Genomic DNA, 24,287 nt, shown 5'->3' with positions numbered 1-24,287 from the left:
AGCTCTCTTTGGAACAGAACGATAACGTACTCCTTCCCTTCATGGAATTTTACATTTGATGAATTTGAGTAATTGTATAATATTCAGAAAATAAAATCAATGGTTGTTTCACTTACTATAGGACGAAAAAGGGATATGTATAGAGATATAGAATTACTATTCAAGAGAAGCACCATTCATTTAATAGGAGATGTTAGATTTGAAAACGGTAAGGGTTTTTCATTACGATGCGTTCAGCAGTAAACCGAATAAAGGAAATCCGGCAGGTGTGGTTTTAGATGCGGATGGACTGACCGAAAAGGAAATGCAGGATATAGCGATGAAGGTGGGGTTCAATGAAACCTCTTTTCCGATGGAGTCCGATATTGCCGATCTTAGAATCCGCTATTTTACACCGGGACACGAAATGAATCTATGCGGACACGCGACAATGGCTACCATCCATGCACTGAAGACCAGGGGATTATTGAATAAAGATGAGCTGATGATTGAAACAGGAGCGGGTATATTGCCAATCAAGATCCATACGACGGCGGGTCCTGATATATATATTACGATGAAGCAGGCAGCGCCGCAGTTTGAAGCGTTTAATGGAGATAAAGGTCGCTTAGCCAGTTCTCTCGGCCTTGATATAGAAGATCTGGAAAGTGAATTGCCTATTGTTTATGGAAGTACAGGTTTATGGACTTTACTGGTACCAGTAAAAGAAAGAAATTCATTTAAAAGGATGAAGGCGAACAATAGCCTGTTTCCGCAAATATTAAAGGAAATGCCAAGAGCTTCCGTTCATCCCTTTTGCATGGAAACGTACGATAGTGATGCCCATATGCATGCCCGGCATTTTTCCTCGCCATTTTCAGGTACGGTTGAAGACCCGGTTACAGGAACGGCTTCAGGTGTAATGGGCGCTTATTATGCAAAATACATAAAGGATGATCTTGAAGATGAGGTGCATCTGTTAATAGAACAGGGGCATGAAATCGGAAAGGATGGCAGGGTTCGCGTTACAGCTACCAAAAACGGTGGCACATACGATATAGAAATCACCGGGAATGCTGTCTATGTTAAAGAACTTGAAGTGAAAGTTTAAGGTTCATGCAGAAGACGATTAGCATATCCGAAAAGGTATAGTGAACACGTAAAAACCCTGTGCTAAGACGTTTCATGTCTTAGCACAGGGTTCTTGATGAATCATTCTCCCATGCTCATTCCTTTTAAAACGACTGCAGTCAGAAACACGGTCACGCAAATGATTGAGGTGGCTACTACAATCGCTATCGGTAAAGTCATCGGAAATTCCTCCTTAGATGATGGTCACGCCGCTAAGATCAACCTTTGCTCCATGTAAAAAGTTGTAAGTGAGTTTATCCATCGAAGCTCCAGTAAAGTCGATTTTCTTTAAATCGGACATCCGAAATTGAACATTGATGAGGGTGGTATCGCGGAATGATGCCTTTCTCAATGAGGAGCCTTCGAAAATGGTTTGTTTGAAAGTTTCCCCATCAAATATAAGACCAGATAAATTGCAGCTTTTAAAATGGGTTTTATTATAAATGCTGTTCTTGAAAGTTACGCCTTTTAAATTTGCATTTTTAAATAAGGTGCCAGTTAAATTGGTGTTTTCAAAGGTGCAATGATCTAAGTTACTGTTTTTAAATGTGCTGTTCGTCAGGTCGGAATGGCTGAAGTCAGAACGGCTTAAATCGCAGGAATTAAACTTGCCATCATGCACCGAAACCGAGCGGAAGTCGGAATCCAATAGGCGATGCCTGGAATAGTCCATGTTTATCGCCTGCTCAAGCACATTGTATTGTAGATTGAGTGAATCCATTAGCTCTGATACTTCCCCAATCGAATCCACAGTCAGCTTATAAGCTTCCTGCTCACTGGCACCATTCCTTCTGTGGTCATTGTACTTTTCCAGTAAGTTTTGCAGCAGTTCTTCTTCCAATTCCTTTGCAGTTTTTGCACTTTTGTACGGGGCAAAAATGCTATGAACATGTGCATTCAGTTTATCAATCACATTTCATCTTCCTTTCTTAGAGGAGGCGCTCAAGTATTCGCTTGGCCTGCTCCCAGTCATTTTTATTTTGGGTATATGTGTCTTCCCCGATCGGGGTGATTTTGTAATATTTCCTTCTTCCGCCTTGTGTGGCATCTCCCCAATAAGAGATGATGCATCCGTCCTTCTCCAGCCTTTTTAGGCTGGAATACATCGTCGCTTCCTTAATTTCATATTGTTCATTGGAATTCGTATATATCAATTTGCTGATTTCATAACCATATTTATCGCCACTTTGCAGGAGTTTTAGAATCATCGTATCTACATGTCCGCGAAGCAAGTCAGAGGATAGTTGTCGTTGAACCAAATCCTCACCTCCTTTGGTATATCTTATAGTGTATTACTATGACAGTCAAGGTAATTTGGTTACTATGGATTATGCAGGTTTGGAGGGTTTATGAAAAGTAACATGCCCGTTTTCGTGAATCACTGCGTCGCAAACTTTTTTACTAATTTTCTTGAGATAATATCCGCTTGGAAGGGATTTATCATGCTTCATAGAAGTAGTATGTAAGGGGGCGGGGATGTTGAATAATTCGTGGAATAAAGTGATTTATAAATTTTGGTCGCCAATTTATGACAAAATCTTCAACTCTCAGCTCTTTTTAGATGCCAGGAAAAGAATGTTTGAAGAGATGCATTTTCATGAAAATGCAAAGGTTCTGTTTGTGGGCGTAGGTACGGGGGCCGATTTGGAGCTGATCAAGAACCTTGACCTTGAAATAACGGCGATAGACCTGTCAGCCGATATGCTAAAAAATGCGAAGGGGAAATTTGATGATGCATCGATCAATTTCCTCGAGATGGATGCACAGCATATGGAATTCGATAATGAATCGTTTGACTATATAGTGGGAAGTTTGGTTCTTTCGGTCGTACCTGATGCCAATGAATGCCTTCGGGAAATGATCAGGGTTTTAAAAGGCGAGGGGAAAATAATACTATTCGATAAGTTTATTTCTAAAGATGAAGTGCTTTCACTACCCAAAAAGCTTCTGAGGCCCATCATTCGATTTTTAGGAACGGATATTGGCTTGAGGTTTGAAGACTTGTTCAGTAGGCATGTTAAGAATATGAAAATTGAAGAAGATCGACCGATCATGCTGAATGGAATGTATAGAAAGATAATCATCAGTAAACGGATGTGACAAGCGGAGAGATGTTTCAGAATGGATTGGGAGTCGGATTCTAAGACATCTGGATACATCATAGAGCTGAGTTTTGTTGTTTGGAAGCTAAACCTGATTTACTGAATAATATTTGACATGCTTATATAAAACCCATGTCCTTTCTAACATGGATAATGAGCCGATAATCGGGTTATTAAGTGAGAATGTATCATACTATAAGAACATATTTTGAACACATCTTTGATACCTTTAAATTCAGTGACCATCATATAAACAACAGTGTCCAATAGTGTTTGAACGTCCTTTGTCACGCATTTTTGATGAAGCTGTTACATAGGCACTGGCCGAAATCAGTATAATTAAATGGTGGAATACAATGGGAAGAGGTGATGGTTTTGTCCGAGACGATAACAACCCATGAAGATCTATTGAATATGCTCGACTCGTTATTGCGTGAGCCAACTGGATTCTGGAATGGTTTTTATGAAGACCGCTCAAAGGGGGTACCCTTTTTCGGAAATCTCCCTGATGAAAATTTGGTTACATATTTTGATTGTGGGTTAATCCGGCCGGGAAAGGTTCTTGAGCTTGGATGCGGACCTGGAAGAAATGCCATTTACCTTGCTCAAAAGGGCTTTACCGTTGATGCGGTGGACCTTTCGAAGGAAGCCCTTGAATGGGGAAAAGAACGAGCGTCAGATAAAAATGTCCATGTGAACTTCATTCAAAGGAATATATTTGATTTGGACATTGAGGAAGGGCAATATGACTTCGTCTTTGATTCAGGTTGTTTTCACCATATTGCTCCACATAGAAGGATCAATTATTTGGACATGGTGAAAAAGGCGTTAAGGCCTAAGGGATTGTATTCGATTACCTGTTTTGTCGAGGGCGGCATATTGGGTGGTGCCGATATTTCAGATTGGGAAGTATATAGGCAAAGAAGCCTTAAAGGCGGATTAGGTTTTACGGAAGAAAAACTCAGAAAGATCTTCAAGGATTTTGAAGTGGTGGAAATACGGAAGATGAGGAAAATGGAAAAATCGGATCAAACCTTTGGGGTTCAAGGTTTATGGACGGCCTTATTTATGAAAAAGTAATTATAAAGTCAAAATGGGGGTTAAAAGGAGGATCTGGAATCAGGTCCTTTTTTTGTTATAAGAAAAGGGATAATTTGTTAACAATATTTTAAAATGGTAAACTATAACAATAGATAAACCAGAATAGTAGATGAAGGTTTTACTGAATTTTTTTTTGAAAAACAGTGGTTGTATGGTTTCAAAAACAGCTGGGAAGGTATATGGAAAGAGGGGCCATTGGGTTTTTAGATCATAAGAATTTTTAAGTATGGAAGAGGTTTTCTTCGATGCTTACTTTGTTGATAATTTTTCAATACCCTGACAATGCTGATTTCAGGGTAAGATTCAACTGCTTTTTATAAAAAACTAGGAGGAGTTTATGCACAGAAATAAAGAATTATATTCCTTTTTATTGGGTGTGGCAGCACAATTGACTGAGGAATGGTACGCAACATTGAATAAAAACGATAAGGCGGGGGTTTACAGCTCACCCGATCCCAATGTGATTAAAAAACTTAAGCAGCAAAATAATGAATTCCATTTACGTTTCTTTCAGGTCTTTGATACAGAGGAGAGGGAATTCTTTGAGCAGCTTGGTGAGTGGATTGAAGATATCGGTCAGGATGAGCAGCATTTAAACACACCCATCTATTTTATATTGAGGGAGTTTTCTCGAACGCAAGAGCAATACCTGGATTATGTTGACCGGTTTGTGGGATTGCAAGGAGAAAACTATACGCAGGCGGAAATAAATTCCTGGTATCGGATAGTGGTGAAGGTGTTCAGCGAAGTGATGGAGAAGTTTACGGAAGCGAATCATAGGTATGCCAATAAAATCATGAAAGCCCAACAGGCAACGATCGATGAATTGAGCACTCCCATCATTTCACTTAAAGATAGTACGGCGTTACTTCCCCTGATAGGCGATATTGATACGGCGAGGGGCATGTCCTTGCTTGAAAACACCTTACAAAAGTGCGCTGAAAAAAATGTCACCAGGCTTTTCATTGACCTCTCGGGCGTTCATGCAATTGATAGTGCATCCGCCCACCAGTTGTCACAATTGATTGAATCCTTACATTTGATCGGAATTCAAACAACCCTTTCAGGACTTCGGCCGGAAATAGCCATGACTGCCGTTAAGCTTCAACTGCCTTTTGATAAAGTGACGATAAAGTCCACTCTTGCCCAAGCGATCAGTACGATAAAATAATACATACATATCCAGGGCATGGGAATACTCGTTATAAATTTCATCGAGAAGACCTCCATATGGCGATCTTCTCGTATGTATAATGCTTGCATTCAAAAATAAGGTATCAGGCTCAATGAAGAAAGAGCTGGCACCTGCCAGTTATTCAATATTGGCAAAGAAGGCTAGATCTTCTTTATTGCCAACCAATAAAAGCATATCTTTTTCATGGATATCCTGATCCGGTGAGGGTGCTATGATAATTTCCCCATTACTCACGATGGCAATGACGCTGATATTATATTTTGCCCGTAAATCAAGCTCCCTGAGGCTTTTTCCCTTCATGCTCATGGGGAGGATGATTTCCTCGATATTATATTCTTTTGAGAGCTCTATATAGTTCAGCATGTTAGGGGAAAGAAGCTGATTCGCGACCCGTTCCCCCATATCCCTCTCAGGATAGATGACCCAGTCGGCACCTACTTTTGTGAGCACCTGACCGTGATTTTTATTAAGTGCTTTGGCAATGACCTTTTTGATCCCAAGCTCTTTTAAAAGCAAGGTAGTTAAAATGCTCGATTGCATGTCATTTCCGATGGCTACGATGACACAATCGAAATTACGGATTCCGATTGCTTTCAATGTCTCTTCTTCGGTCGTATCCGCCATGACTGCATGGGTAACGTTCAGTTCCGCATTCTCGACTCTTTCCTCGTTCACATCAATACCCAAAACCTCTTGGCCTGCCGTATATAATCTATGGGCCACACTGGTTCCAAATCTGCCTAAACCTATCACGGCGTATTGTCGTTTTCCCATCTTTTACGCTCCTTCATTCATTATTAACCAATCATGATTTTCCCTTTTGGACGTCGGAATGGATCTGGCTTGCGCCTCATGGCGATAGCAAAGGCAAAAGTCAAAGGACCAACACGTCCTGCAAACATCGTGAAAATGATGAGCATCCGGCCGACCGGTGATAATTCCGGGGTCAAACCCATTGAAAGTCCCACGGTGGCGAAAGCTGAAGTGGCTTCGAACAAAATCATCAAAAAGTCAGTTCCGCTTTCAGTGATGGTCAGCAGAATGGAGATGATTGAAACCATGAATACGCCAATGAATGTAACGGATAATGCTTTAAAAATCGTTTCATTCACAATGCGGTGACGGAATAATACCACATCACCCTTTCCTTTAATCTGTGACCAAACGGTACCGACAAGCGTCGCCAATGTAGTCGTTTTAATCCCGCCGCCAGTCGATCCGGGTGATGCCCCGACGAACATCAGAAAAATGATGAGCAGTAATGTTGGTTGAGTTAAATCAGGGATATTCAGCGTATTGGAGCCTGCCGTCCTTGGTGATACCGATTGAAATAATGATGACAGCGTTTTACCCATGAAAGATAAAGGCTGCAATGTCTTGGCATTGCCGAACTCGAATAGAAAGATTAAAATTGCTCCGGCAATCGTAAGGGTTAAGCTAGTCGCTAGAACGATCTTCGTATGTACTGATAAACGATGGGTATTCCGATATTCATATAGTTCATTCATTACGATAAAACCTATTCCTCCAAACGTGATGAGGAAGGCGACGGTAAGGGTTACGAATGGATCCGATACATATGGGGTCAAACTCCTGAATTCCCCCATTAAATCGAAGCCGGCATTATTGAAATTCGAGATGGAATGAAAAACCCCGTAATAGACCGCTTTAACGATTGGCATGTCAAAAGAAAAGCGAATCGATAAAATAAGGGCACCAATGCCTTCAATGATGGCTGTGAAAACCAAAAGCCGTTTCACTAATCTGACTACACCTGCCATGGATAGATTATTTAAGGACTCCTGCAAGAGTAACCTGCCTTTTAAAGAAATCTTTTTGCCTAAAAGGAAAAAGATAAACGTCGCAAATGTCATGAACCCTAAGCCGCCTACCTGAATCAGTGTTAAGATGACCAACTCACCAAAAGTGGTGAAGGTCGATCCCGTATCCACAACGACCAGTCCTGTTACACATGTAGCGGAAGTCGAGGTGAATAAAGCATCCAGAAAAGAAAGACCATGGCCATTTTCTGTGGAAATCGGCAGGGTCAATAAATAGGCCCCGATAAGTATCAGGATGGCAAAGCCAAGTACAAGTATTTTTGGCGGATCCAATTTTGTCATTCTCAAATGATCATCCCTACTGTATGACTTTTAATCATCAATCTGCTTTTCGAATCTTTTTAAAGGCATAATAAAAAGACCTGCGAAAACATCGAATAGCTGTATTGCCACAAAAAGCGTGCAAAAAAAGCTCCCGAAATAGGCGGTCTTATGACCTCCTTCGCTTTAGCCGACGAAGTTAGCTGACGGGTAGGATGGCGAAAGAGCTGATCTCATCCCTTCTGCAAGGCAGAATTAACCCCAAATGATTGGGTCCTCCGTACTCAATTTCCATGAGTTTTGGCCGAAATGCATTAAATTGATAAACGTATTCTACTCCCATCATTTAGCAGTTGTAAACCCCTAAATCGTAAAAAAATATTTCTTTAACAAAACTGAAAATTTACGTTTTATTTACATTTAGAAAACGTATTGACAAATATTAGTTAGCACATTATGATAGGTTCGATTAATCCAATTATGATAACCGGCATCGATGTACTTTATTCAATAATTTCAAGCAGAACATGCGGTGCCAATCAAAATTTTCTAACATATATTTTATGTTTCTTTTGTAAATGATAAAGAAAAAAGCATTGCATTTGTATTTAAAGATTCAAGACATTTTATTAAAAAGGCGGGCAATTATGGAGAAGACGTTCAATAGATATGTTATTAATGCTACAGGCAAGGGTGGCCAGACATATTTAACACAATGCCAGGATAAAGATGCACTAAGGAAATGGATAGCCGATCATGAGGATCAAATCATCATGGATGAGTTAAGGATAACGGATAAGAAAAAGAATCCGTTCTTAAAATTGTTTTCCCTAAGGTAAATCAACTGCATCCAACATTCATTAGCGGTATTCAATTATTTATTCCCTGTGTTCTATCCGGAATGCTGAGCGAAAAATCCATATCTTGTTTTGCTTTGAAACTCATTTATTATAATGAGTTTTTTTGCGTTGGTTATTTAGAGGCAAAAGCGAAGGAAAAAATGTAATCCGATTTAAAGGCATGTTGATGGAACCTGCCTTTAATGAATCGTTCATTGGATGAATGTGCGCAATTGGCTGATGAAGTTCAAGATTTGAAAATGGATTTTCGCCATTTGTTCCGCCGTTTGTTCTTCACAATTCTCTAGCCACTCCTGAATCACCCCTAAAATCGCCGATGTCAGGAATGCGTGCATATACATGCGGAATGCTTCATCTTTAGCTGCTGGATGCAGGCTGATCAAACGCTCCAACAGTATTTCACCGAATACTCGCTTTATTTTTTTGGCAAAAGAGGGATCGCCCTGATCACCAAGAATGGCCCTTAATGCGTTGGCATGTTCACTGATGAATTGAAAAATAGCTACGAAAGGCGGGTAAAGTTGCTGTTGATGAAGAGCCAAAAAAGCTTCTTTCGGCAAAATGGCAGTAATGCGGGTTTGAAGTTCATTTAACAATTCCTGCTGTAAGTGATCCATCAATTCATATTTATCTGTGTAATGCAAATAGAATGTGCCCCGATTAATGTTGGCACGCTCTGCAATTTTCTTCACTGATACATGTGAGAACCCCTCTGCTTCAACAAGTGCAATAAAATGATGTTGTATCTGCTTTTTCGTCTTTTGTACCATATCCTCATGAATCGATGCCATGGAATGTCTCCTTTACTAAACATTTTTCCAAATGTGTTGATTGTATTAGTACGAATGCTACCTTAGAATGATGATACACTCAACACCGTGTTAATTAAAGAGGGAGGATGTGTGTGCATGAAAAATGCGATTTCCATTGATGGAATTGCTAAGGGTTTTCAGCAGAAGAAGGTCATTCAGCCATTAAGCCTGAATATTGAAAAAAACGGAATTTTTGGCTTATTAGGTCCATCCGGATGCGGAAAGACCACCTTGATTAAAATGATTGTCGGATTGATTAAGCCTGATGCGGGTAAAGTCACGGTTCTGAATCATGAAGTGCCAAATGAAGCACTGTTAATGGATGTCGGCTATATGGCACAGTCCGATGCTTTATATACAGAACTGACGGGAGCTGAAAATCTCGAATTTTTTGCGAAACTATACCGTTTTTCGAAAAAGGAACGAAGGGAACGCATTCAATATGCAGCTGAAATCGTACAGCTGACGAATGTTTTGAACGTTCGGGTTGCGCATTATTCCGGGGGAATGAAACGCCGTCTGTCACTGGCGGTTGCACTCATCCAAAATCCGGAGATTCTCATTTTGGATGAACCGACAGTAGGAATAGACCCTTTGCTGAAACAATCGATTTGGGAGGAACTTGAGCGTTTAAGAAATGAAGATGATAAGACGATCATCATCACGACGCATGTGATGGATGAAGCGGAACGATGCGATAAACTGGCGATGCTGCGTGAAGGTGAAATCATCGCGGCAGGAACCCCTGCTGCTTTAAAAACACAATTTGCCGTGGAAACGCTTGATGATGTTTTTTTAAGGATTGGAGGCGGCTTAAAATGAGAATTGCCTCTCTTGTTACTCGAATTACTCAGCAGATGCGCCGGGATCGAAGGACGCTTGCTTTATTCTTCCTAGCTCCTTTGCTCATTTTAACGCTCATGTATTTTATTTTCGATACAGAAGCAAGTGATTTGAAAATCGTTGTTACAGGCAGTGATGAAACGATCGTTAAAGCATTGAAAAAAGCGGATTTTCAAGTGTCGGCTGCTGAGGAATTCTCACAGGAAAAGATGATTGAAAAGAATACGGATGGCTGGCTGCATGTTGAAAATGGGAAAATTAATCTCACACTTTTGAACGACGAACCGACCCGGGCAAAAGCCGTTCAAATGCAAATGATGCAAGGCTTGCAAGGGAATGAAAAAAACACTCCTTCAATTGAGGAGAAATATGTTTACGGAGATGCCAACACAAAGGGTTTTGATACCTTCAGTCCGATGCTCGTCAGCTTTTTCGTTTTCTTCTTTGTATTTTTAATAGCGGGGATTGCGCTTTTGAAGGAGCGTACAAGTGGTACTTTGGAACGGCTGCTTGCCACCCCGATTAAAAGATACGAAATCGTAGCGGGCTATGTGATCGGATATGGCTTATTTGCTCTAATTCAAACAATAATTGTCGTACTATATGCTGTCAATGTATTGGATATCGTCCTTGTTGGCTCCATTTGGCTCGTTTTACTGACGAATATACTGGTCGCGCTCGTTGCATTATCGCTTGGTACATTGCTATCGAGTTTCGCGACATCTGAATTCCAAATGGTACAATTCATTCCGCTGGTCATCGTGCCTCAAGTCTTCTTTACAGGGATTTTCCCATTGGATGGCATGTCAGACTGGCTCCAAAAAATCGGCAAGATCATGCCCCTCTATTACGCTTCTGATGCCATGAACGGCATTATGTACAAAGGCTTCACGTTCAATGAGATTTCAATGGATCTGCTCATTCTCCTGGCCTTTGCCGTCGTCTTTATCACCATCAATATCATTAGTTTAAAAAAATACCGAGCACTATGAAATCAACAACTTAACAAAAGAAGCCGGATTCCTGGAAAGTGAGGAAGCGGCTTTTTGTTTTACTGGAAGAAGATCGAATTATTCCACACAACAGTCGAATTATCCGAGTAAGGTCGAATAAACCCGCACATCGGTCGAATTATCTGTATGTAGGTCGAATAAACCCACACATCGGTCGAATTATCCGGAGTAAGGTCGAATAAATCCGCACATCGGTCGAGTTATCCGGGCGTAGGTCGAATAAACCCACACATCGGTCGAATTATCCGGAGTAAGGTCGAATAAATCCGCACATCGGTCGAATTATCCGGATGTAGGTCGAATAAACCCACACATCGGTCGAATTATCCGGATGTAGGTCGAATAAACCCACACATCGGTCGGATTATCCGGATGTAGGTCGAATAAACCCACACATCGAATGAATTATCGGGGATGAAGGACGAAATATCCTTCCGATAGGTTGATTCATTCTAAAAAGCTTCCCTTTGAAGTAGTTTGTTGACGGGCTGTTAAAGTTGTCCTAGGATATAAGGATATGAATTGATTTGGAAAGAAATAGAAAGGGGGAGTTATATGTCTCTAAAATCGGTCATGCTTTCCCTTTTGCTGTCGCAAGCAATGTTTTTGTGCGGTTTACCTTTTTTTCTTCAGCTTCTATTATATTTGAATCCTTTGGTAATCATGGTTGTCTGGTGTTGTATACTTCTTTTCGTTTCGTTTGCGGTTCTTTATTTTCGAGGTGAAACGGTCAGAATTCCGCGCTCTTTATGGCAGTCAGCATTGTTTAGTTACAGTTTATCATTATTGGTTTTGCTGTTCTTTCGGCCGGAAGGGCAGGTATATTCGTATAATTTGATTCCTTTTTCTACGATTCTTTCATATTTATCGAACGAAATGAACTGGCTTGTGTCATTTTATAACCTTAGCGCCAATGTAGGGCTGTTCATTCCATTCGGCCTGTATTTGTTGTCAAGGGAAGGGAAAGAGCCCTCAGCTAAAAGGAAATTTCTATATCCATTACTTTCGATTTCAGTCATCGAAATCTGTCAGTTTGTTTTTCGGCGCGGAAGTTTGGATGTCGATGACCTGATCCTGAATATGATTGGTGTTTACCTGGGGTACATTCTGCATCCTTTGTTCAAGAAAGTCGTAGTGCTCCGTTCTGGAAAAGTAAAAGCATGAGAGGCAATACAATTATGTTAAATGAAAGGGTGAATTTTCATGTATAGCACGTTAGAAGAATTATCGAGCCATCCTGTGTTTCATTATTTTGCAGCGATTTCCAAAATCCCGAGAGGATCGGCTAACGAAAAAGCGATCAGTGACTATTTGGTTCGCTTCGCTAAGGATAGGAACCTGGAGGTGATCCAGGATGAGGCGCTGAATGTGATTATCAAAAAGCCTGCCACAACTGGATATGAAAATGCACCTACCGTCATTATCCAGGGGCATATGGATATGGTTTGCGAAAAGAACAAGGGAACGCTTCATGATTTTGAGAAAGATCCGCTTCAATTAAGGATTGTGGGAGATATGTTGTATGCAACGGATAAAATATTGGGGGCGGATAATGGAATTGCCGTTGCTTATGCTTTGGCATTATTGGATGCGAATGATATTCCGCATCCCTCTCTTGAAATAGTCATAACGACTGAAGAAGAAACGACAATGAACGGTGCACTTGCCGTGGATCCGGCTCACTTCAAGGGAAAATTGATGATCAATATTGATTCGGAGGAAGATGGAAAGCTGCTGGTTAGCTCTGCTGGAGGAATACGAGTTCGGCAAATCCTGCAAATCGGATGGGAATCGGCTTCAATTGTTGAAGCTGTATCTTATAATATCAGGATTAAAGGGTTGAAGGGCGGACACTCCGGTATGTCCATCCATAAGGAAAGAGGGAACTCCAATAAACTTTTGGGCAGAGTATTACATGAATTAACGACAGACTTTCCTTGCTTCATACAGCAAATGAACGGGGGCTTGAAAGGGAATGCGATTCCTCGTGAAGCAGAGGCGACTGTACTGATTTCTGTAGAAGATGTTCAGAAGATAACGGAGAGACTCCAGAAATGGGAGGATACTTTTAAAAATGAACTGCAATCTTCTGACCCTGAGGTATCGATTAGATTTGAAAAGATCGAAACGATTTCTTCAAACGTTTTTTCCAAAGAGACGGTGACTAAAGCCATTACCTCCTTACTGGTAATCCCGCATGGCGTTCAAGGTATGAGTATGGGAATAGAAGGATTAGTGGAAAGTTCGACTAATCTAGGGGTAGTTACAACAAATGAAGCGGAAATGATATTCGAAAGTGAAATCAGGAGTTCGGTCAAAAGCATCAAATATAATATGGTCACGCAGGCAAAGGTGATTGCCGACATGCTTGGGTGCAAGCTATTGATTGATGCGGATTATCCGGAATGGCCCTATAATCCTGATTCGAAACTCAAGAAATTATTTGAAGAGACATACAAAGAAAAATATCATGAGGATATTGAAATCATCGCTGTGCATGCAGGGATCGAGTGTGGGGTATTCATAGATAAGATACCAGGGCTGGATACTGTTTCAATCGGACCGGATATGTTTTCCGTACATACACCTGAAGAACACTTAAGCATCCCTTCGACCATAAACAACTGGGAATATTTTGTTTACACATTAGAACGGATGAAAGATCTATAAACAATGTTTGGGCAACGGCAATATGGCATTCAATAGATTTGGAGACATCCTATCGTTAATCGATTGGATGTCTCTTTTTTTGAGGGCAGCAGCCGGCGGAAAGGGAGCGGATTTCTGAAAACAACTCGAATCTTTTCTTGAAAAAATTGTAGACTGGTCTCATCCCGAATTATGTTTAAAACTAGTTTATCCTTTAAGTTTTTTTCTGTAATTCTTATTGGATTGAAGAAATTTGCGACACTCCTGCCGAATAACTGGCTAGCCGAGACCCCGCAGACGCTTGCGTCGAGGAGGCTTGGCAGGCAGTCGGCGGAAAGGGAGCGGATTTCTGAAATCAACTGCAATCTTTTCTTGAAAAAATTGTAGACTGGTCTCATCCCGAATTATGTTTAAAACTAGTTTATCCTTTAAGTTTTTTTCTGTAATTCTTATTGGATTGAAGAAATTTGCGACACTCCTGCCGAATAACTGGCTAGTCGGGACCCCGCAGGCGCTTGCGTCGAGGAGGCTTGGCGGGCAGTCGGCGGAAAGGGAGCGGATTTCTGAAATCAACTCGAATCTTATTTTAGAAAAAACTCCAGGTAAACTGGCTTTTCATCGAATTTTTGTCTACATTCTGAAAGAAACAGAGGTTTCTTTACAATCGTTATAAAATAAACTATTGTAAAGAAAACCTATCATTAATTATTGTTCGAAATCATTATGTATAGAGGAAGGTATATGGAAATATGGGTGTAAAGTATAGAATGGTCGTAGAACAAATGGAGAAAGAAATATTAGAAGGAAAATATACATTAAATACAAAGTTACCTACTGAAGAAGAGTTGATGAAGAAGTTCGATGTCAGCAGGAATACCATAAGAAAAGCAATCAACATATTGGTTGAGCAGGGTTATATCTATCAAGTGCAAGGAAGCGGCATATTCCTAAGGGAATTTTCCAGACCGGGCTGCATTTCGATGAGGGATATGGGTGGCTTGACCAAAGTGTTTCCAAATGATGAAATGAAAAGTAAAGTGTTGAAGTTGGAATTAATTGAAGCCGATGAAAAATTGGCCAAGCAAATGAAATGCAATGTGAAAACCAAAATCTATAACCTCAAACGGGTTAGATATTTAAATGGTGAACCCATTGTAATAGAAGAGTCCTTTTTCAATAAAGATATCATTCCAATCATAAATAAAGAAATCGCAAATGGTTCCATTTATGAATATATAGTCGAGGATCTGAAGTTGAATATTGGTTTTGCAGATAAAATCATTTCATGTGAAAAACTAAATGACGATGATGCCAAGCTTTTGGACTTGCAGCCAGGTGATCCGACATTAATAGTTGAAAGTACGGTCTTTTTAAAAGCGGGAGCCGTTTTTGATTTATCAATCGAGAAATATAATTACACTTCAGCCAAATTATTAACATTGACTTAATGAGGGCAGGAAATTCTTTCAGGATATTAAAAGATTCCGGAGATATGATCGATTAACGATAACAGATTATAATATCAAATAATATTCAAACAAAGAGCGACTGCATTAATTAGCAATCGCTCTTATTATTTATTTTAGTTTTACTTGATCTATTATTAGTGATACATATATTCCTGCCCAAGTACCGGAAATTTCATTAAGCAGAACAGAACTTATAGCGGAATTAATGAAACGGAAAACTTTGTTTTTCGTATATTAAATATATGGGGTTAAAATTCAAGAAGAAAAGATTAATAGATTGAGGACATTTGCATTCTTATCAATCAATGTATTGGAAATGGGGAATCTTATGCAAAAAAGGGTGAAAAGAAAATTATTTCATTTATATACAGGAGAATTGATGGCAACTGTGATTTTTGCTGTACTGTGGGTTTCGTTTCTGGTGCAGCATGATTGGACTGATTCCTACTTAACTTCATTTTCATCTGTGTATGCGTTCGTCCTACTGGAATTTATTTTACTTCAAGGAAGTTTATATTGGTTTCTTAAATGGAAACGCGCTAAAGAAAACCATTACGCCCATTTACCTTATACGCAATTACGGATTTTTCTATTCTTTAAAAGATTAAACCTTTTCCTTATTGCCCTAGGAATAGCAGCCTTTTTTTATCAATTAAATGCATTTGAATCAGGAGTATTTTGGTTTTCATTTCTTTATGTTTTCGCCATCATCGACATATTAATTATTATCACTTCAGGCTTTCCTATCAAAGTCCAGAGGAAATGAGAGAATTCATTCGTCAAAGAGGTTTAAGGAAATCCATTTTGGCAAAGGAATTGAATGAGCTTAAATAAGATTTATTCGGTGTGAATGGGAGATATCGATTCACACCGTTTTTTCTTAAATCATTTCTCTTTTTCCCCAACGATCCCATAAAACAAAATCTTCATAATATCCTCAGTCAAAGGCAGGATGCTTTGATAAACCTCTTCCCGTTGGATATATTCATTCATTGCTTTTATATAAAATAAAATCGCTTCATTAGATAAGTTCGGATCAACATATCCTTGTTCCTTCCCCTGGTTAAACAGATCGATAAAGCGGGGCAGGGCCTTTTCTGTATATATTTTTTCCATATAATTGATTCCGGAAGTATATTCCTTCATTAAATATTGATAAAAATCTTCATGAATTTGTTTGGCTGTTTCATTCTTAGTGAACATGAGCTGCTTTATTTTTTCAGGAAAGGCCATGTTGCTGGCCAGTATTTGTTCAAATTCATCCAATGCCTTATCTGTATAATAAACAAAAACCTCATGAATTAGATTATGTTTGCTTTCGAAGTAATTATATATCGTAACTTGAGATACATTTGCTTTTTTGGCTATTTCCCCAATCGAAATCTTTTGGACACCATACTCCATGAACAAAGCTAAGGCAGCCTCTAGTATATTCAATTTCTTTTGTTCCCTGCGGCGTTGAAATCCGTCCATTTATTTCACCTCAACCTTAGTTTAATTAAAAATATGTAATAGAACAATAAAATAAGTTCATAAACTATTGTCAGGAATTATTATTTTACATATTATGAACTAAATTAATAAAAATATTTCATAATTTCTTTTCAGAGGAAGAGGTGGATGAGGGATGTCAGTATTGAAAACAACGAATTTAACGAAAAAGTTTGGAAGGTTTACAGCTTTAAATGGTGTGAACATTGAAGTGAATGAAGGTGAGGTATTTGGATTCATCGGTCCTAATGGTGCTGGAAAATCGACAACGATCCGTGTGCTGCTCGGGATTTTAAAAGCGACGGATGGAGAAGCGAAGATTTTTGGCAAGGATGCATGGAAAGATGCGGTTGAAATTCACAAGCGAATTGCGTATGTTCCGGGAGATGTGAACCTATGGCCCAACTTAACAGGCGGAGAAGTTATTGATCTATTTGTTGAATTACGCGGGGCGAACAATAAAAGCAGACGGGAAGAACTAATAAAAAAATTCGATTTGGATCCTTCCAAGAAATGTGGAACATATTCAAAGGGGAATCGGCAAAAGGTTGCTTTGATTGCTGCTTTCTCATCTGATGCCGACCTTTATATCTTGGATGAACCAACATCAGGTCTAGATCCATTGATGGAAAGGGTTTTCCAGGAATGTGTGATGGAAGCGAAAAATGAAGGGAAAAGCATTTTACTTTCCAGTCACATTCTTTCTGAAGTGGAAAGGTTATGCGATAAAGTGGGTATCATTCGTCAAGGGCAAATCATTGAAACGGGAACATTGGATGAGCTGCGTCATTTGACGAGAACAAGCTTGCTTGTCGAAACGAAGCAGCCTATTCCTGCTTTATTGAGTGTAAAAGGTGTTCGGGATATCGTGAAGAAAGACGAAGCACTTTCATTCCAAGTGGATACAGATGAATTGGATAATGTTATGAGGTATATATGCCAATTTGGAATTGTGAAATTGGAAAGCGCGCCGCCTACATTGGAAGATTTATTCATGAGCCATTATGAAGGTGAAAGGAAGACTTCTGATTCTAGGGCGGGAGGTGCGTTATAATGGCAAACCAGTCCTATCATAATACAGGAAGACTCTCCCGATTAATCGTACGGCAAGATCGGATTCGGATTCCTGTTTGGATAATTTCCCTATCTGTCCTTACATTTATGGTTGCAATGGCATTCACCGATCTGTACCCGACTGGACTAGAAAGGCAAACCATTGCAGAAACAATGAGGAATCCTGCAATGACAGCGATGGTGGGGAAAGGTTACGGCCTGGATGACTATACAAACGGAGCGATGATGGCGCATCAAATGTTAGTTTTAACCGCTATTGCAGTTGGGATAATGAGTATTTTACTTGTTACGCGCCATACACGCGCAGATGAAGAGGACGGCCGTATCGAGATGATCCGTTCTTTGCCGGCTGGCCGGTTGGCTAATTTATATGCAACCATTTCCGTATCGTTTGGTACGAATGCATTGATCGCGTTAATAACGGGTTTCGGATTGTATGCTCTGGGAATTGAAAGCATGGATTTGGAAGGTTCCCTTATGTATGGAGCTGCGTTAGGGGCAACCGGTATTTTCTTCTCGGCGATAACGGCATTATTTGCCCAGCTTACGGAGAGTGCGCGAGGTACGATTGGTTACTCCATCACTGTTTTGCTTCTTTCCTATCTTATTCGGGCGATAGGGGATGTCAGCAATGAAACACTTTCCTGGTTTTCACCTTTGGGTTGGGTTTTAGGTTCAGAGGTATATGTGAATAATTATTGGTGGCCAATCATCCTTACGATCGGTGCGGCAATCATTTTGGTTGTACTATCTCTATATTTGAATGCCATCCGTGATTTGGAAGCTGGATTCATACCGGCTAAGCTTGGCAGAAAATATGCTTCATCCTTTTTAAAAAGTCCGCTTGGTCTCGCGCTAAGGCTTCAGCGCACAGGATTGATTGCCTGGGCAGCCGGGATGTTCATTTTAGGCACATCTTACGGTTCCGTTTTAGGTGATTTAGAATCCTTTTTTGCAAAAAATGAAATGATGGCCGAACTATTGACGCCAGTTGAAGGCTATTCGCTGACGGAACAATTCTTGACAATGTTGATGTCAGTCATCTCAATGATATGCACCATCCCGCCTCTAATGGCGATGTTAAAGCTTAAAGGGGAAGAAAAAAGGAACTATACTGAACATTTACTGAGCCGCGCTGTATCACGCACAAGGCTTATGGGCAGCTATCTTATCATCTCCGTTATTAGCGGTTTTCTCATGCTTGCGATTGCTGACATCGGTCTTTGGGCAGTCGGGAATTCAGTGATGGATGAAGGGGTTGCTTTCGGCACTATATTTAGTGCAGCAATGGTCTACCTGCCTGCGATGTGGATCATGATTGGCATTGCCGTGCTGTTCATTGGCTTTGTACCAAAATTATCTGGCTTGACTTGGCTTTACTTGACATACTCAATCTTGGTCGTTTATTTAGGGGGAATGCTTCAATTCCCTGAATGGATGAGTAAACTAACGCCATTTGGCCATATTCCGAAACTTCCTGTTGAAGATATCGACTTCATGAAAGTATCCATGCTTACCATCATAGCCATAGTATTACTGGCTATTGGCTTTACCGGATATAACAAACGGGATATCCGAGGTTGACGATTCAACTATGATTCTATTATTCCTGAAAAAAGCCTGATTCCTCATTGTTTCAATGAGAAATCAGGCTTTTGGTCATCAGTCATGGGAAATTAATAATAGTACACCTAGCGCAATGATGATAAAGAATAAATAGCTTTCGAATTTTTTCGCAGGAATCCGCTTATTCATGAAGATTCCGAGACCAGTCGCAAGTAATATAGCTGGAATGGAATAAGCGTAAAGAATAAGTGAATCGGCTGTCCAAAGTCCGCCTAGCGCATGACCCGTCACGACCAGGATTCCGGAAATTAGGAAATGGGCTTGCAATGTTCCGCGGAATCGATCTGGATTCCATCTTCGTAAAGTTCCATAGACGACGACCGGCACCCCATTAAAGTTATAGGCGCTGCCAAGGGCTCCCGACGCAAAACCGAACGGCCATACCCAGCCCTTCGAGTTAAGTAATGGTTTTTCCACAGCCTGAAAAAGTCTTTGCTTTAGAAGAGAATAACCCCCATATGCAACCAAAAAAACACCCAGTGCAGAAGTGATGATCATAGAAGGTGCGTAATGGAGCAAAGCCAGGCCGGCTGGTATGCCGATCACCGTTGAAGCCGCCAGCCTGATTAATACCGAGCGTTCAATATGCCGCCATCCGCTAACGACGGTTAGCGAGGCAACGGTAAGACCGGCCAATCCAATCAAGGAAACCGAAGTATTAAGCGGAATGTGAAGTAAGGCAAGCAAAGGCATGCTGACAATCGCTTCACCGAACCCGAACATCGTCCGCATCAAGGCGCCGATAAACACTGCCGCCACCACCAATATGATGCTGCTGATCGTCATTCTTTCACCTCCTAAAAGCACAATAACCCTTCTATAATTATACCATACCAACTCGGTTTTGGATTGAGGGGACGACACTTTAAAACAGGTTATTTAAGACCTTTCACGTTCTTTATAAGACGTTTGATTAATTATTTAATGGAGAGGTACACACCCCTTGTTTTTGTTTCTTAGGAGTCAAAAATGAGGCTGGAAAAGCGCAATACCTTTAAGTTATGACACTTTCCATTTAGATAAATCAAATAATTATTTTCCTGCATAAGAAAAGGCTGAAGTGGAAATACTTCAGCCTAAAAAAACCTATATATATATTTTAGAAGAATATCCTTTAGCATTTACGAATCAATCTCAGGTCTTTTTTTCATTCAGTTAGTGAATTAATCATAAAAGATTAAATGCATATCACTGTTAGTCCTTGATTTCGCAAAAAATTCTGCTTCATTTCCTCCATCAACAAAGTTACCAATACCCCGGAAAATACCACATTGGCCTCGATCTAAATATCTTACCCCTACATAATCATTATAACTGTCAGGATCATACTCCCATAATTCAACTTTTAACTTACCAGCTGGACCCACGTAAGAATCCCGACAAATCTTATAATCACCACCAGTAGAGGCAAACACATCACTTTCAGCACCATTAGAATAAAGAGATTGTTCTCCTAAGTAATCCCAGCCACTTGCAAATGTAGAAGAAGGGAACAACAACGCAGCGACCAATGCCACAGCACTCATTTTAAACATTTTCATGCTCATTCCTCCTCACCCGTTTTGACTTATTATTCTCCATATAATTCTAATCAATATTTTTTATATTATCATCTATCCAAAGATTCACTTTTTCACGAAGCGTTTTTGTAGTATCCACTACTTCAGCGCTACATAAGAAATTAGAGAAAAAAGTGAAATGTGCTCGTCATTCAGTTTTGAAATGTATTTCTGTATCATCTTTAAACTTTTAAGCCTTCCCGGATCAGGTAAACTAATTACCTCTGAATCCACCATTTGTGTAGAGGCGTCTCGATTTCTAATACCAGCAATCAGCAGCATAGTTGCTGCTAAACTAACACTACAATCCATGGAATAGGCCAATGCTGAAATTCTTTCATGCTCATAAGCTTTGAATCTTAAATGAATCCTTTCCTTCTGAATAATAGTTCTCTTCTGGAATACTTCGGCTTCAAAATCCCTCTAAAAATCGTATTATCATGCCTGTAGTCTCTTTTAAAATACATGGACAAGCCCTCAATACATTCCCTGGAATTGATAGCTGCCATTATTATTTTTTCCCCTATATCCTTCACAGGCTTATGAACACATTCATTTAATGAGTGTTGAACGCAAAAAAACATATTAGGGCTATCTAGGGAATAAAATGAAGGGAATATTTTGAAGGAAAGCGGGGCTGTGCATGTGAAAATCCATGTGGTGAATAGGGGGGATTCTTTGTGGGGAATTTCCCAGCAATATGGTGTCAGTATCAACCGGATTGTTCGGATCAATGGCCTTGAAAATCCAGATAAGCTGGTGATTGGCCTAGCTCTTTTGATTCCTGAACCTTATCTTCAGTACAGGGTTCAGCAAGGTGATACTCTAAATAATATCGCAAATCAGTTTGGAATTACGGTACAGGAAATCATGCAATCGAATCGCATCACGAATCCTTCCGCTATCTATCCAGGGCAGAGACTAACCATCCCGGTTATTTATCATACCGTAAGGGAACGAGATACCCTTTATGATATAGCGAGACGTTATGGAACGACAGTTCAAGCCATTATGCAAACGAATCGGATTACAGATCCGTCCAATATTCATATCGGGAGGATAATAAGGATTCCCCAGAAACCAAAACCTATCATTGATGTAAATGGTTTTACAAACGTTTACGGGCAAGTAGGTGCGGAGCAGGTACGTGATGTAGCCTACGATTTGACCTACGTAAGTCCATTTGGTTATAGAATGAGGAAAGATGGCAGCTTAGAAGTCATAGATGACACCCCGACGATACGGGCGGCACAGTCAACTGGCGTCATACCCATGATGTGCATAACGAATTTTTCCGCAACGGAAGCGGGAACACAGCTTGCCCATACGATACTTTCCGATTTAAGTTTAGTGGAAAAATTATTAACCAACGTCATAAAAACGATGAAAAATAAAGGGTACCGTGGATTGAATATCGATTTTGAAAGTGTAGCGCCAGAGGACCGTGATTTCTATAATCGCTTTCTCCAAAGAGCAGTGGATCGATTGCATCCTGAAGGCTACTTTGTGTCATCCTCCCTTGCCCCAAAAACTAGCGCCAATCAAAAGGGACCATTAGTTGAGGCACATGATTATCCAGTTCACGGACGGCTGCTCGACTTCGTGGTGCTGATGACATATGAATGGGGTTACCGAAAGGGGCCGCCGCAGGCAATCTCTCCCATTAATGAAATAAAGCGTGTCCTTGACTATGCCGTAACGGTGATACCAACAAATAAAATCTTCATAGGATTTCAAATTTATGCACGGGACTGGCTTATTCCTCATGAAGAGGGACAGGAAGCAGAGACTTTCGACATGCAGGAAGCCATCAGACGCGCCGTCCAATATAATGCAGAAATAAAATATGACGAGACAGCCCAATCACCTTATTATAGGTACAAAGATAATCAGGGGCGCACACATGAAGTTTGGTTTGAGGACGCACGCAGTGCTAAAGCCAAATTCGACTTGGTGAAAATTTACAGGTCAAGGGGTCTCAGTTATTGGGTACTTGGTTATCCTTTTCCACAGAATTGGGAACTGCTTGGGGATACATTTATTGTACGGAAACTGTAGGGTGTTTTGTTACAGCAAGGTGTATCAAAATATATATATGAAGGGCAGCTTTATTATAAAGCTGTCTATTTTAGTGATTTCGAAATGCATTTCAAGAATTGGATTTTTATAACAACGTTAAAAATCGTTTGGAATCTGAGTCGATAAAGGGACTTAATCGAGGACGCCATATGGTGGTCCTTTTCATTTTAATGAGAACTCTTTAAAAAACAAAGGAATGGTCATTCAAAAAAGGAAAAGGGCTCCTCATTGTGGAATTAGGAGACTAGAATATTACTTACCGGAGGAACATTTAATGGAATTAACCATCATTAATACGTTTACAGATCAACCTTTTAAAGGAAACCCTGCTGCAGTCTGCCTTCTTACCGGGGAAAGTAACAGCGAGTGGATGCAGCGAATAGCTAAAGAGATTAATATGCCTGTTACTGCTTTTATTCAACCTCATAATGGTGAATGGAAGCTGCGATGGTTCACACCTTTCATTGAAATCCCGATTTGTGGACATGGGACGCTGGCAAGCTCTTTCTTTTTATGGGATAAAGGATACGTGCCAAGGAATCAGCCGATTGCCTATCAGACGAAAAGCGGGCTCTTCACTGCAAAATTCGTTGAAGGAATGGTTCAGTTGGAATTTCCGTCATTAAGGGAGAAGGAGACCGCTGCCCCTGATTTACTGATAAAGGCTTTAGGTGTTGAGCCTGAGTATGTTGGGCAAAACAAATGGGATCTTCTAGTCGAAGTTCAATCAGAGGAAATCGTAAGGAATTTAAAGCCGGATATAGATTCCATTGCCCAATTGCCGGTTCGGGGCGTCATTGTAACGAGTCAATCGGATAGCAGTGAATATGATTTCGTTTCACGTTTCTTCTCCCCTGCCCAAGGCCTTGACGAAGATCAAGTAACGGGCTCGGCCCATTGCTGTCTGGGACCATATTGGAAAAGAAAGCTGGAAAAAAGTATTTTTATAGCCTATCAGGCATCGGAAAGAGGAGGTCTATTGAAGGTTGAAGTAACGGAAGACACAGTTAAACTTTCCGGACATGCCGTCACAATATTCGAAGGGAACTTAACCATTTAATGCAGGGGGAAGATTTGAGTGGTTCCATCTAAATTTTTAAAAAAGTTGATTGGAGCCGGTTTTCGAGACTCCGCGGGAAAGGTGCGTCCAAGGGGGTTCCCACAGGCACAAAGGCGCCGAGGGCGGACCGCCCGCGGAAAGC

At 40.4% G+C, this 24,287-nt stretch carries 23 protein-coding genes, 1 riboswitch and 1 other annotated feature (1 of these 25 only partly in view); of the genes, 15 read left to right on the top strand and 8 right to left on the bottom strand.

Going from position 1 to position 24,287, the window contains the following annotated elements; all coding sequences use genetic code 11:
- Positions 1–52, bottom strand: a binding site (T-box leader) (it extends 170 nt beyond the left edge of the window).
- Between the two features lie 147 nt (positions 53–199).
- A complete protein-coding gene (locus LQ188_RS18800; RefSeq protein WP_101224798.1) occupies positions 200–1,090 on the top strand; it encodes a PhzF family phenazine biosynthesis protein in 891 nt (296 codons plus the stop codon).
- 213 nt (positions 1,091–1,303) lie between these two features.
- Here the strand turns inward: LQ188_RS18800 and LQ188_RS18795 are convergent, their stop codons facing one another.
- Positions 1,304–2,023 (bottom strand): pentapeptide repeat-containing protein, encoded by a 720-nt coding sequence (locus tag LQ188_RS18795; RefSeq protein ID WP_230177784.1) that lies wholly within the window; start codon positions 2,021–2,023, stop codon positions 1,304–1,306.
- 16 nt (positions 2,024–2,039) lie between these two features.
- Complete coding sequence (locus LQ188_RS18790; RefSeq protein WP_230177783.1) at positions 2,040–2,369, bottom strand: PadR family transcriptional regulator; 330 nt, start codon at positions 2,367–2,369, stop codon at positions 2,040–2,042.
- 220 nt (positions 2,370–2,589) lie between these two features.
- Here LQ188_RS18790 and LQ188_RS18785 point away from each other — a divergent pair, with 220 nt between their 5' ends.
- The 3 genes from LQ188_RS18785 to LQ188_RS18775 all read left to right on the top strand — a co-directional run bounded on the left by LQ188_RS18785 (position 2,590) and on the right by LQ188_RS18775 (position 5,484).
- Positions 2,590–3,210, top strand: a complete 621-nt coding sequence (locus LQ188_RS18785) for a class I SAM-dependent methyltransferase (RefSeq protein WP_230177959.1) — start codon at positions 2,590–2,592, stop codon at positions 3,208–3,210.
- Positions 3,211–3,587: 377 nt separating this feature from the next.
- Positions 3,588–4,292 (top strand): class I SAM-dependent methyltransferase, encoded by a 705-nt coding sequence (locus tag LQ188_RS18780; RefSeq protein WP_101224795.1) that lies wholly within the window; start codon positions 3,588–3,590, stop codon positions 4,290–4,292.
- Positions 4,293–4,650: 358 nt separating this feature from the next.
- Complete coding sequence (locus LQ188_RS18775) at positions 4,651–5,484, top strand: STAS domain-containing protein (RefSeq protein WP_230177781.1); 834 nt, start codon at positions 4,651–4,653, stop codon at positions 5,482–5,484.
- 141 nt (positions 5,485–5,625) lie between these two features.
- On the opposite strand, the gene LQ188_RS18770 is transcribed toward LQ188_RS18775, so the two are convergent.
- Both LQ188_RS18770 and LQ188_RS18765 read right to left on the bottom strand, forming a co-directional pair.
- Positions 5,626–6,282 carry a TrkA family potassium uptake protein gene (locus LQ188_RS18770; protein ID WP_230177780.1) on the bottom strand — a complete coding sequence of 219 codons (657 nt, stop codon included), beginning with the start codon at positions 6,280–6,282 and terminating at the stop codon, positions 5,626–5,628.
- Positions 6,283–6,305: 23 nt separating this feature from the next.
- Complete coding sequence (locus tag LQ188_RS18765; protein ID WP_230177778.1) at positions 6,306–7,631, bottom strand: TrkH family potassium uptake protein; 1,326 nt, start codon at positions 7,629–7,631, stop codon at positions 6,306–6,308.
- Positions 7,632–7,783: 152 nt separating this feature from the next.
- A riboswitch (cyclic di-AMP (ydaO/yuaA leader) is annotated at positions 7,784–7,926 on the bottom strand.
- A gap of 331 nt (positions 7,927–8,257) precedes the next feature.
- Between LQ188_RS18765 and LQ188_RS18760 the strand changes: the two genes are divergently transcribed.
- Complete coding sequence (locus LQ188_RS18760; protein WP_076370632.1) at positions 8,258–8,449, top strand: hypothetical protein; 192 nt, start codon at positions 8,258–8,260, stop codon at positions 8,447–8,449.
- Between the two features lie 212 nt (positions 8,450–8,661).
- On the opposite strand, the gene LQ188_RS18755 is transcribed toward LQ188_RS18760, so the two are convergent.
- Positions 8,662–9,261 (bottom strand): TetR/AcrR family transcriptional regulator, encoded by a 600-nt coding sequence (locus LQ188_RS18755; protein WP_230177776.1) that lies wholly within the window; start codon positions 9,259–9,261, stop codon positions 8,662–8,664.
- A gap of 117 nt (positions 9,262–9,378) precedes the next feature.
- Between LQ188_RS18755 and LQ188_RS18750 the strand changes: the two genes are divergently transcribed.
- The 6 genes from LQ188_RS18750 (at position 9,379) to LQ188_RS18725 (ending at position 16,022) form a co-directional block, all read left to right on the top strand.
- Positions 9,379–10,104: an ABC transporter ATP-binding protein gene (locus LQ188_RS18750; RefSeq protein ID WP_230177775.1), complete on the top strand. Its 726-nt coding sequence runs from the start codon at positions 9,379–9,381 to the stop codon at positions 10,102–10,104.
- The gene (locus LQ188_RS18745; RefSeq protein ID WP_101224789.1) at positions 10,101–11,117 is read left to right on the top strand and encodes an ABC transporter permease; all 1,017 of its coding nucleotides are present in this window, start codon (positions 10,101–10,103) and stop codon (positions 11,115–11,117) included. The genes LQ188_RS18750 and LQ188_RS18745 overlap by 4 nt, the downstream gene beginning before the upstream one ends.
- Positions 11,118–11,693: 576 nt before the next feature.
- On the top strand, positions 11,694–12,302 hold the full coding sequence (locus LQ188_RS18740; RefSeq protein ID WP_101224788.1) for a VanZ family protein: 609 nt from the start codon (positions 11,694–11,696) through the stop codon (positions 12,300–12,302).
- Between the two features lie 39 nt (positions 12,303–12,341).
- Positions 12,342–13,808 carry an aminoacyl-histidine dipeptidase gene (locus LQ188_RS18735; RefSeq protein WP_230177774.1) on the top strand — a complete coding sequence of 489 codons (1,467 nt, stop codon included), beginning with the start codon at positions 12,342–12,344 and terminating at the stop codon, positions 13,806–13,808.
- Positions 13,809–14,536: 728 nt separating this feature from the next.
- On the top strand, positions 14,537–15,235 hold the full coding sequence (locus tag LQ188_RS18730) for a GntR family transcriptional regulator (protein WP_101224786.1): 699 nt from the start codon (positions 14,537–14,539) through the stop codon (positions 15,233–15,235).
- 400 nt (positions 15,236–15,635) lie between these two features.
- Complete coding sequence (locus LQ188_RS18725) at positions 15,636–16,022, top strand: hypothetical protein (protein ID WP_230177773.1); 387 nt, start codon at positions 15,636–15,638, stop codon at positions 16,020–16,022.
- Positions 16,023–16,141: 119 nt separating this feature from the next.
- Here LQ188_RS18725 and LQ188_RS18720 read toward each other — a convergent pair whose 3' ends face one another.
- Positions 16,142–16,729 (bottom strand): TetR/AcrR family transcriptional regulator, encoded by a 588-nt coding sequence (locus LQ188_RS18720; RefSeq protein ID WP_063596019.1) that lies wholly within the window; start codon positions 16,727–16,729, stop codon positions 16,142–16,144.
- A 154-nt stretch (positions 16,730–16,883) separates the two neighbouring features.
- On the opposite strand from LQ188_RS18720, the gene LQ188_RS18715 reads away from it, so the two are divergent.
- Both LQ188_RS18715 and LQ188_RS18710 read left to right on the top strand, forming a co-directional pair.
- The gene (locus LQ188_RS18715; protein WP_101224784.1) at positions 16,884–17,801 is read left to right on the top strand and encodes an ABC transporter ATP-binding protein; all 918 of its coding nucleotides are present in this window, start codon (positions 16,884–16,886) and stop codon (positions 17,799–17,801) included.
- Positions 17,801–19,405, top strand: a complete 1,605-nt coding sequence (locus LQ188_RS18710; RefSeq protein ID WP_230177772.1) for an ABC transporter permease — start codon at positions 17,801–17,803, stop codon at positions 19,403–19,405. Before LQ188_RS18715 ends, LQ188_RS18710 begins: the two co-directional genes overlap by 1 nt.
- Positions 19,406–19,483: 78 nt before the next feature.
- On the opposite strand, the gene LQ188_RS18705 is transcribed toward LQ188_RS18710, so the two are convergent.
- Both LQ188_RS18705 and LQ188_RS18700 read right to left on the bottom strand, forming a co-directional pair.
- A complete protein-coding gene (locus LQ188_RS18705; protein WP_101224782.1) occupies positions 19,484–20,233 on the bottom strand; it encodes a sulfite exporter TauE/SafE family protein in 750 nt (249 codons plus the stop codon).
- 377 nt (positions 20,234–20,610) lie between these two features.
- Positions 20,611–20,988, bottom strand: coding sequence for a hypothetical protein (locus LQ188_RS18700; protein ID WP_101224781.1), 378 nt, complete (start codon positions 20,986–20,988; stop codon positions 20,611–20,613).
- A gap of 663 nt (positions 20,989–21,651) precedes the next feature.
- Between LQ188_RS18700 and LQ188_RS18695 the strand changes: the two genes are divergently transcribed.
- Both LQ188_RS18695 and LQ188_RS18690 read left to right on the top strand, forming a co-directional pair.
- The gene (locus LQ188_RS18695) at positions 21,652–23,064 is read left to right on the top strand and encodes a LysM peptidoglycan-binding domain-containing protein (RefSeq protein WP_230177958.1); all 1,413 of its coding nucleotides are present in this window, start codon (positions 21,652–21,654) and stop codon (positions 23,062–23,064) included.
- Positions 23,065–23,359: 295 nt separating this feature from the next.
- Complete coding sequence (locus LQ188_RS18690; protein ID WP_230177771.1) at positions 23,360–24,145, top strand: PhzF family phenazine biosynthesis protein; 786 nt, start codon at positions 23,360–23,362, stop codon at positions 24,143–24,145.
- The last annotated feature ends 142 nt before the right edge of the window (positions 24,146–24,287 follow it).

Source organism: Peribacillus sp. Bi134 (assembly GCF_918698065.1).
Taxonomy (GTDB): domain Bacteria; phylum Bacillota; class Bacilli; order Bacillales; family DSM-1321; genus Peribacillus.
Note: the sequence above shows the minus strand (reverse complement) of the source record. Positions and strands in the feature narration are given on the sequence as shown.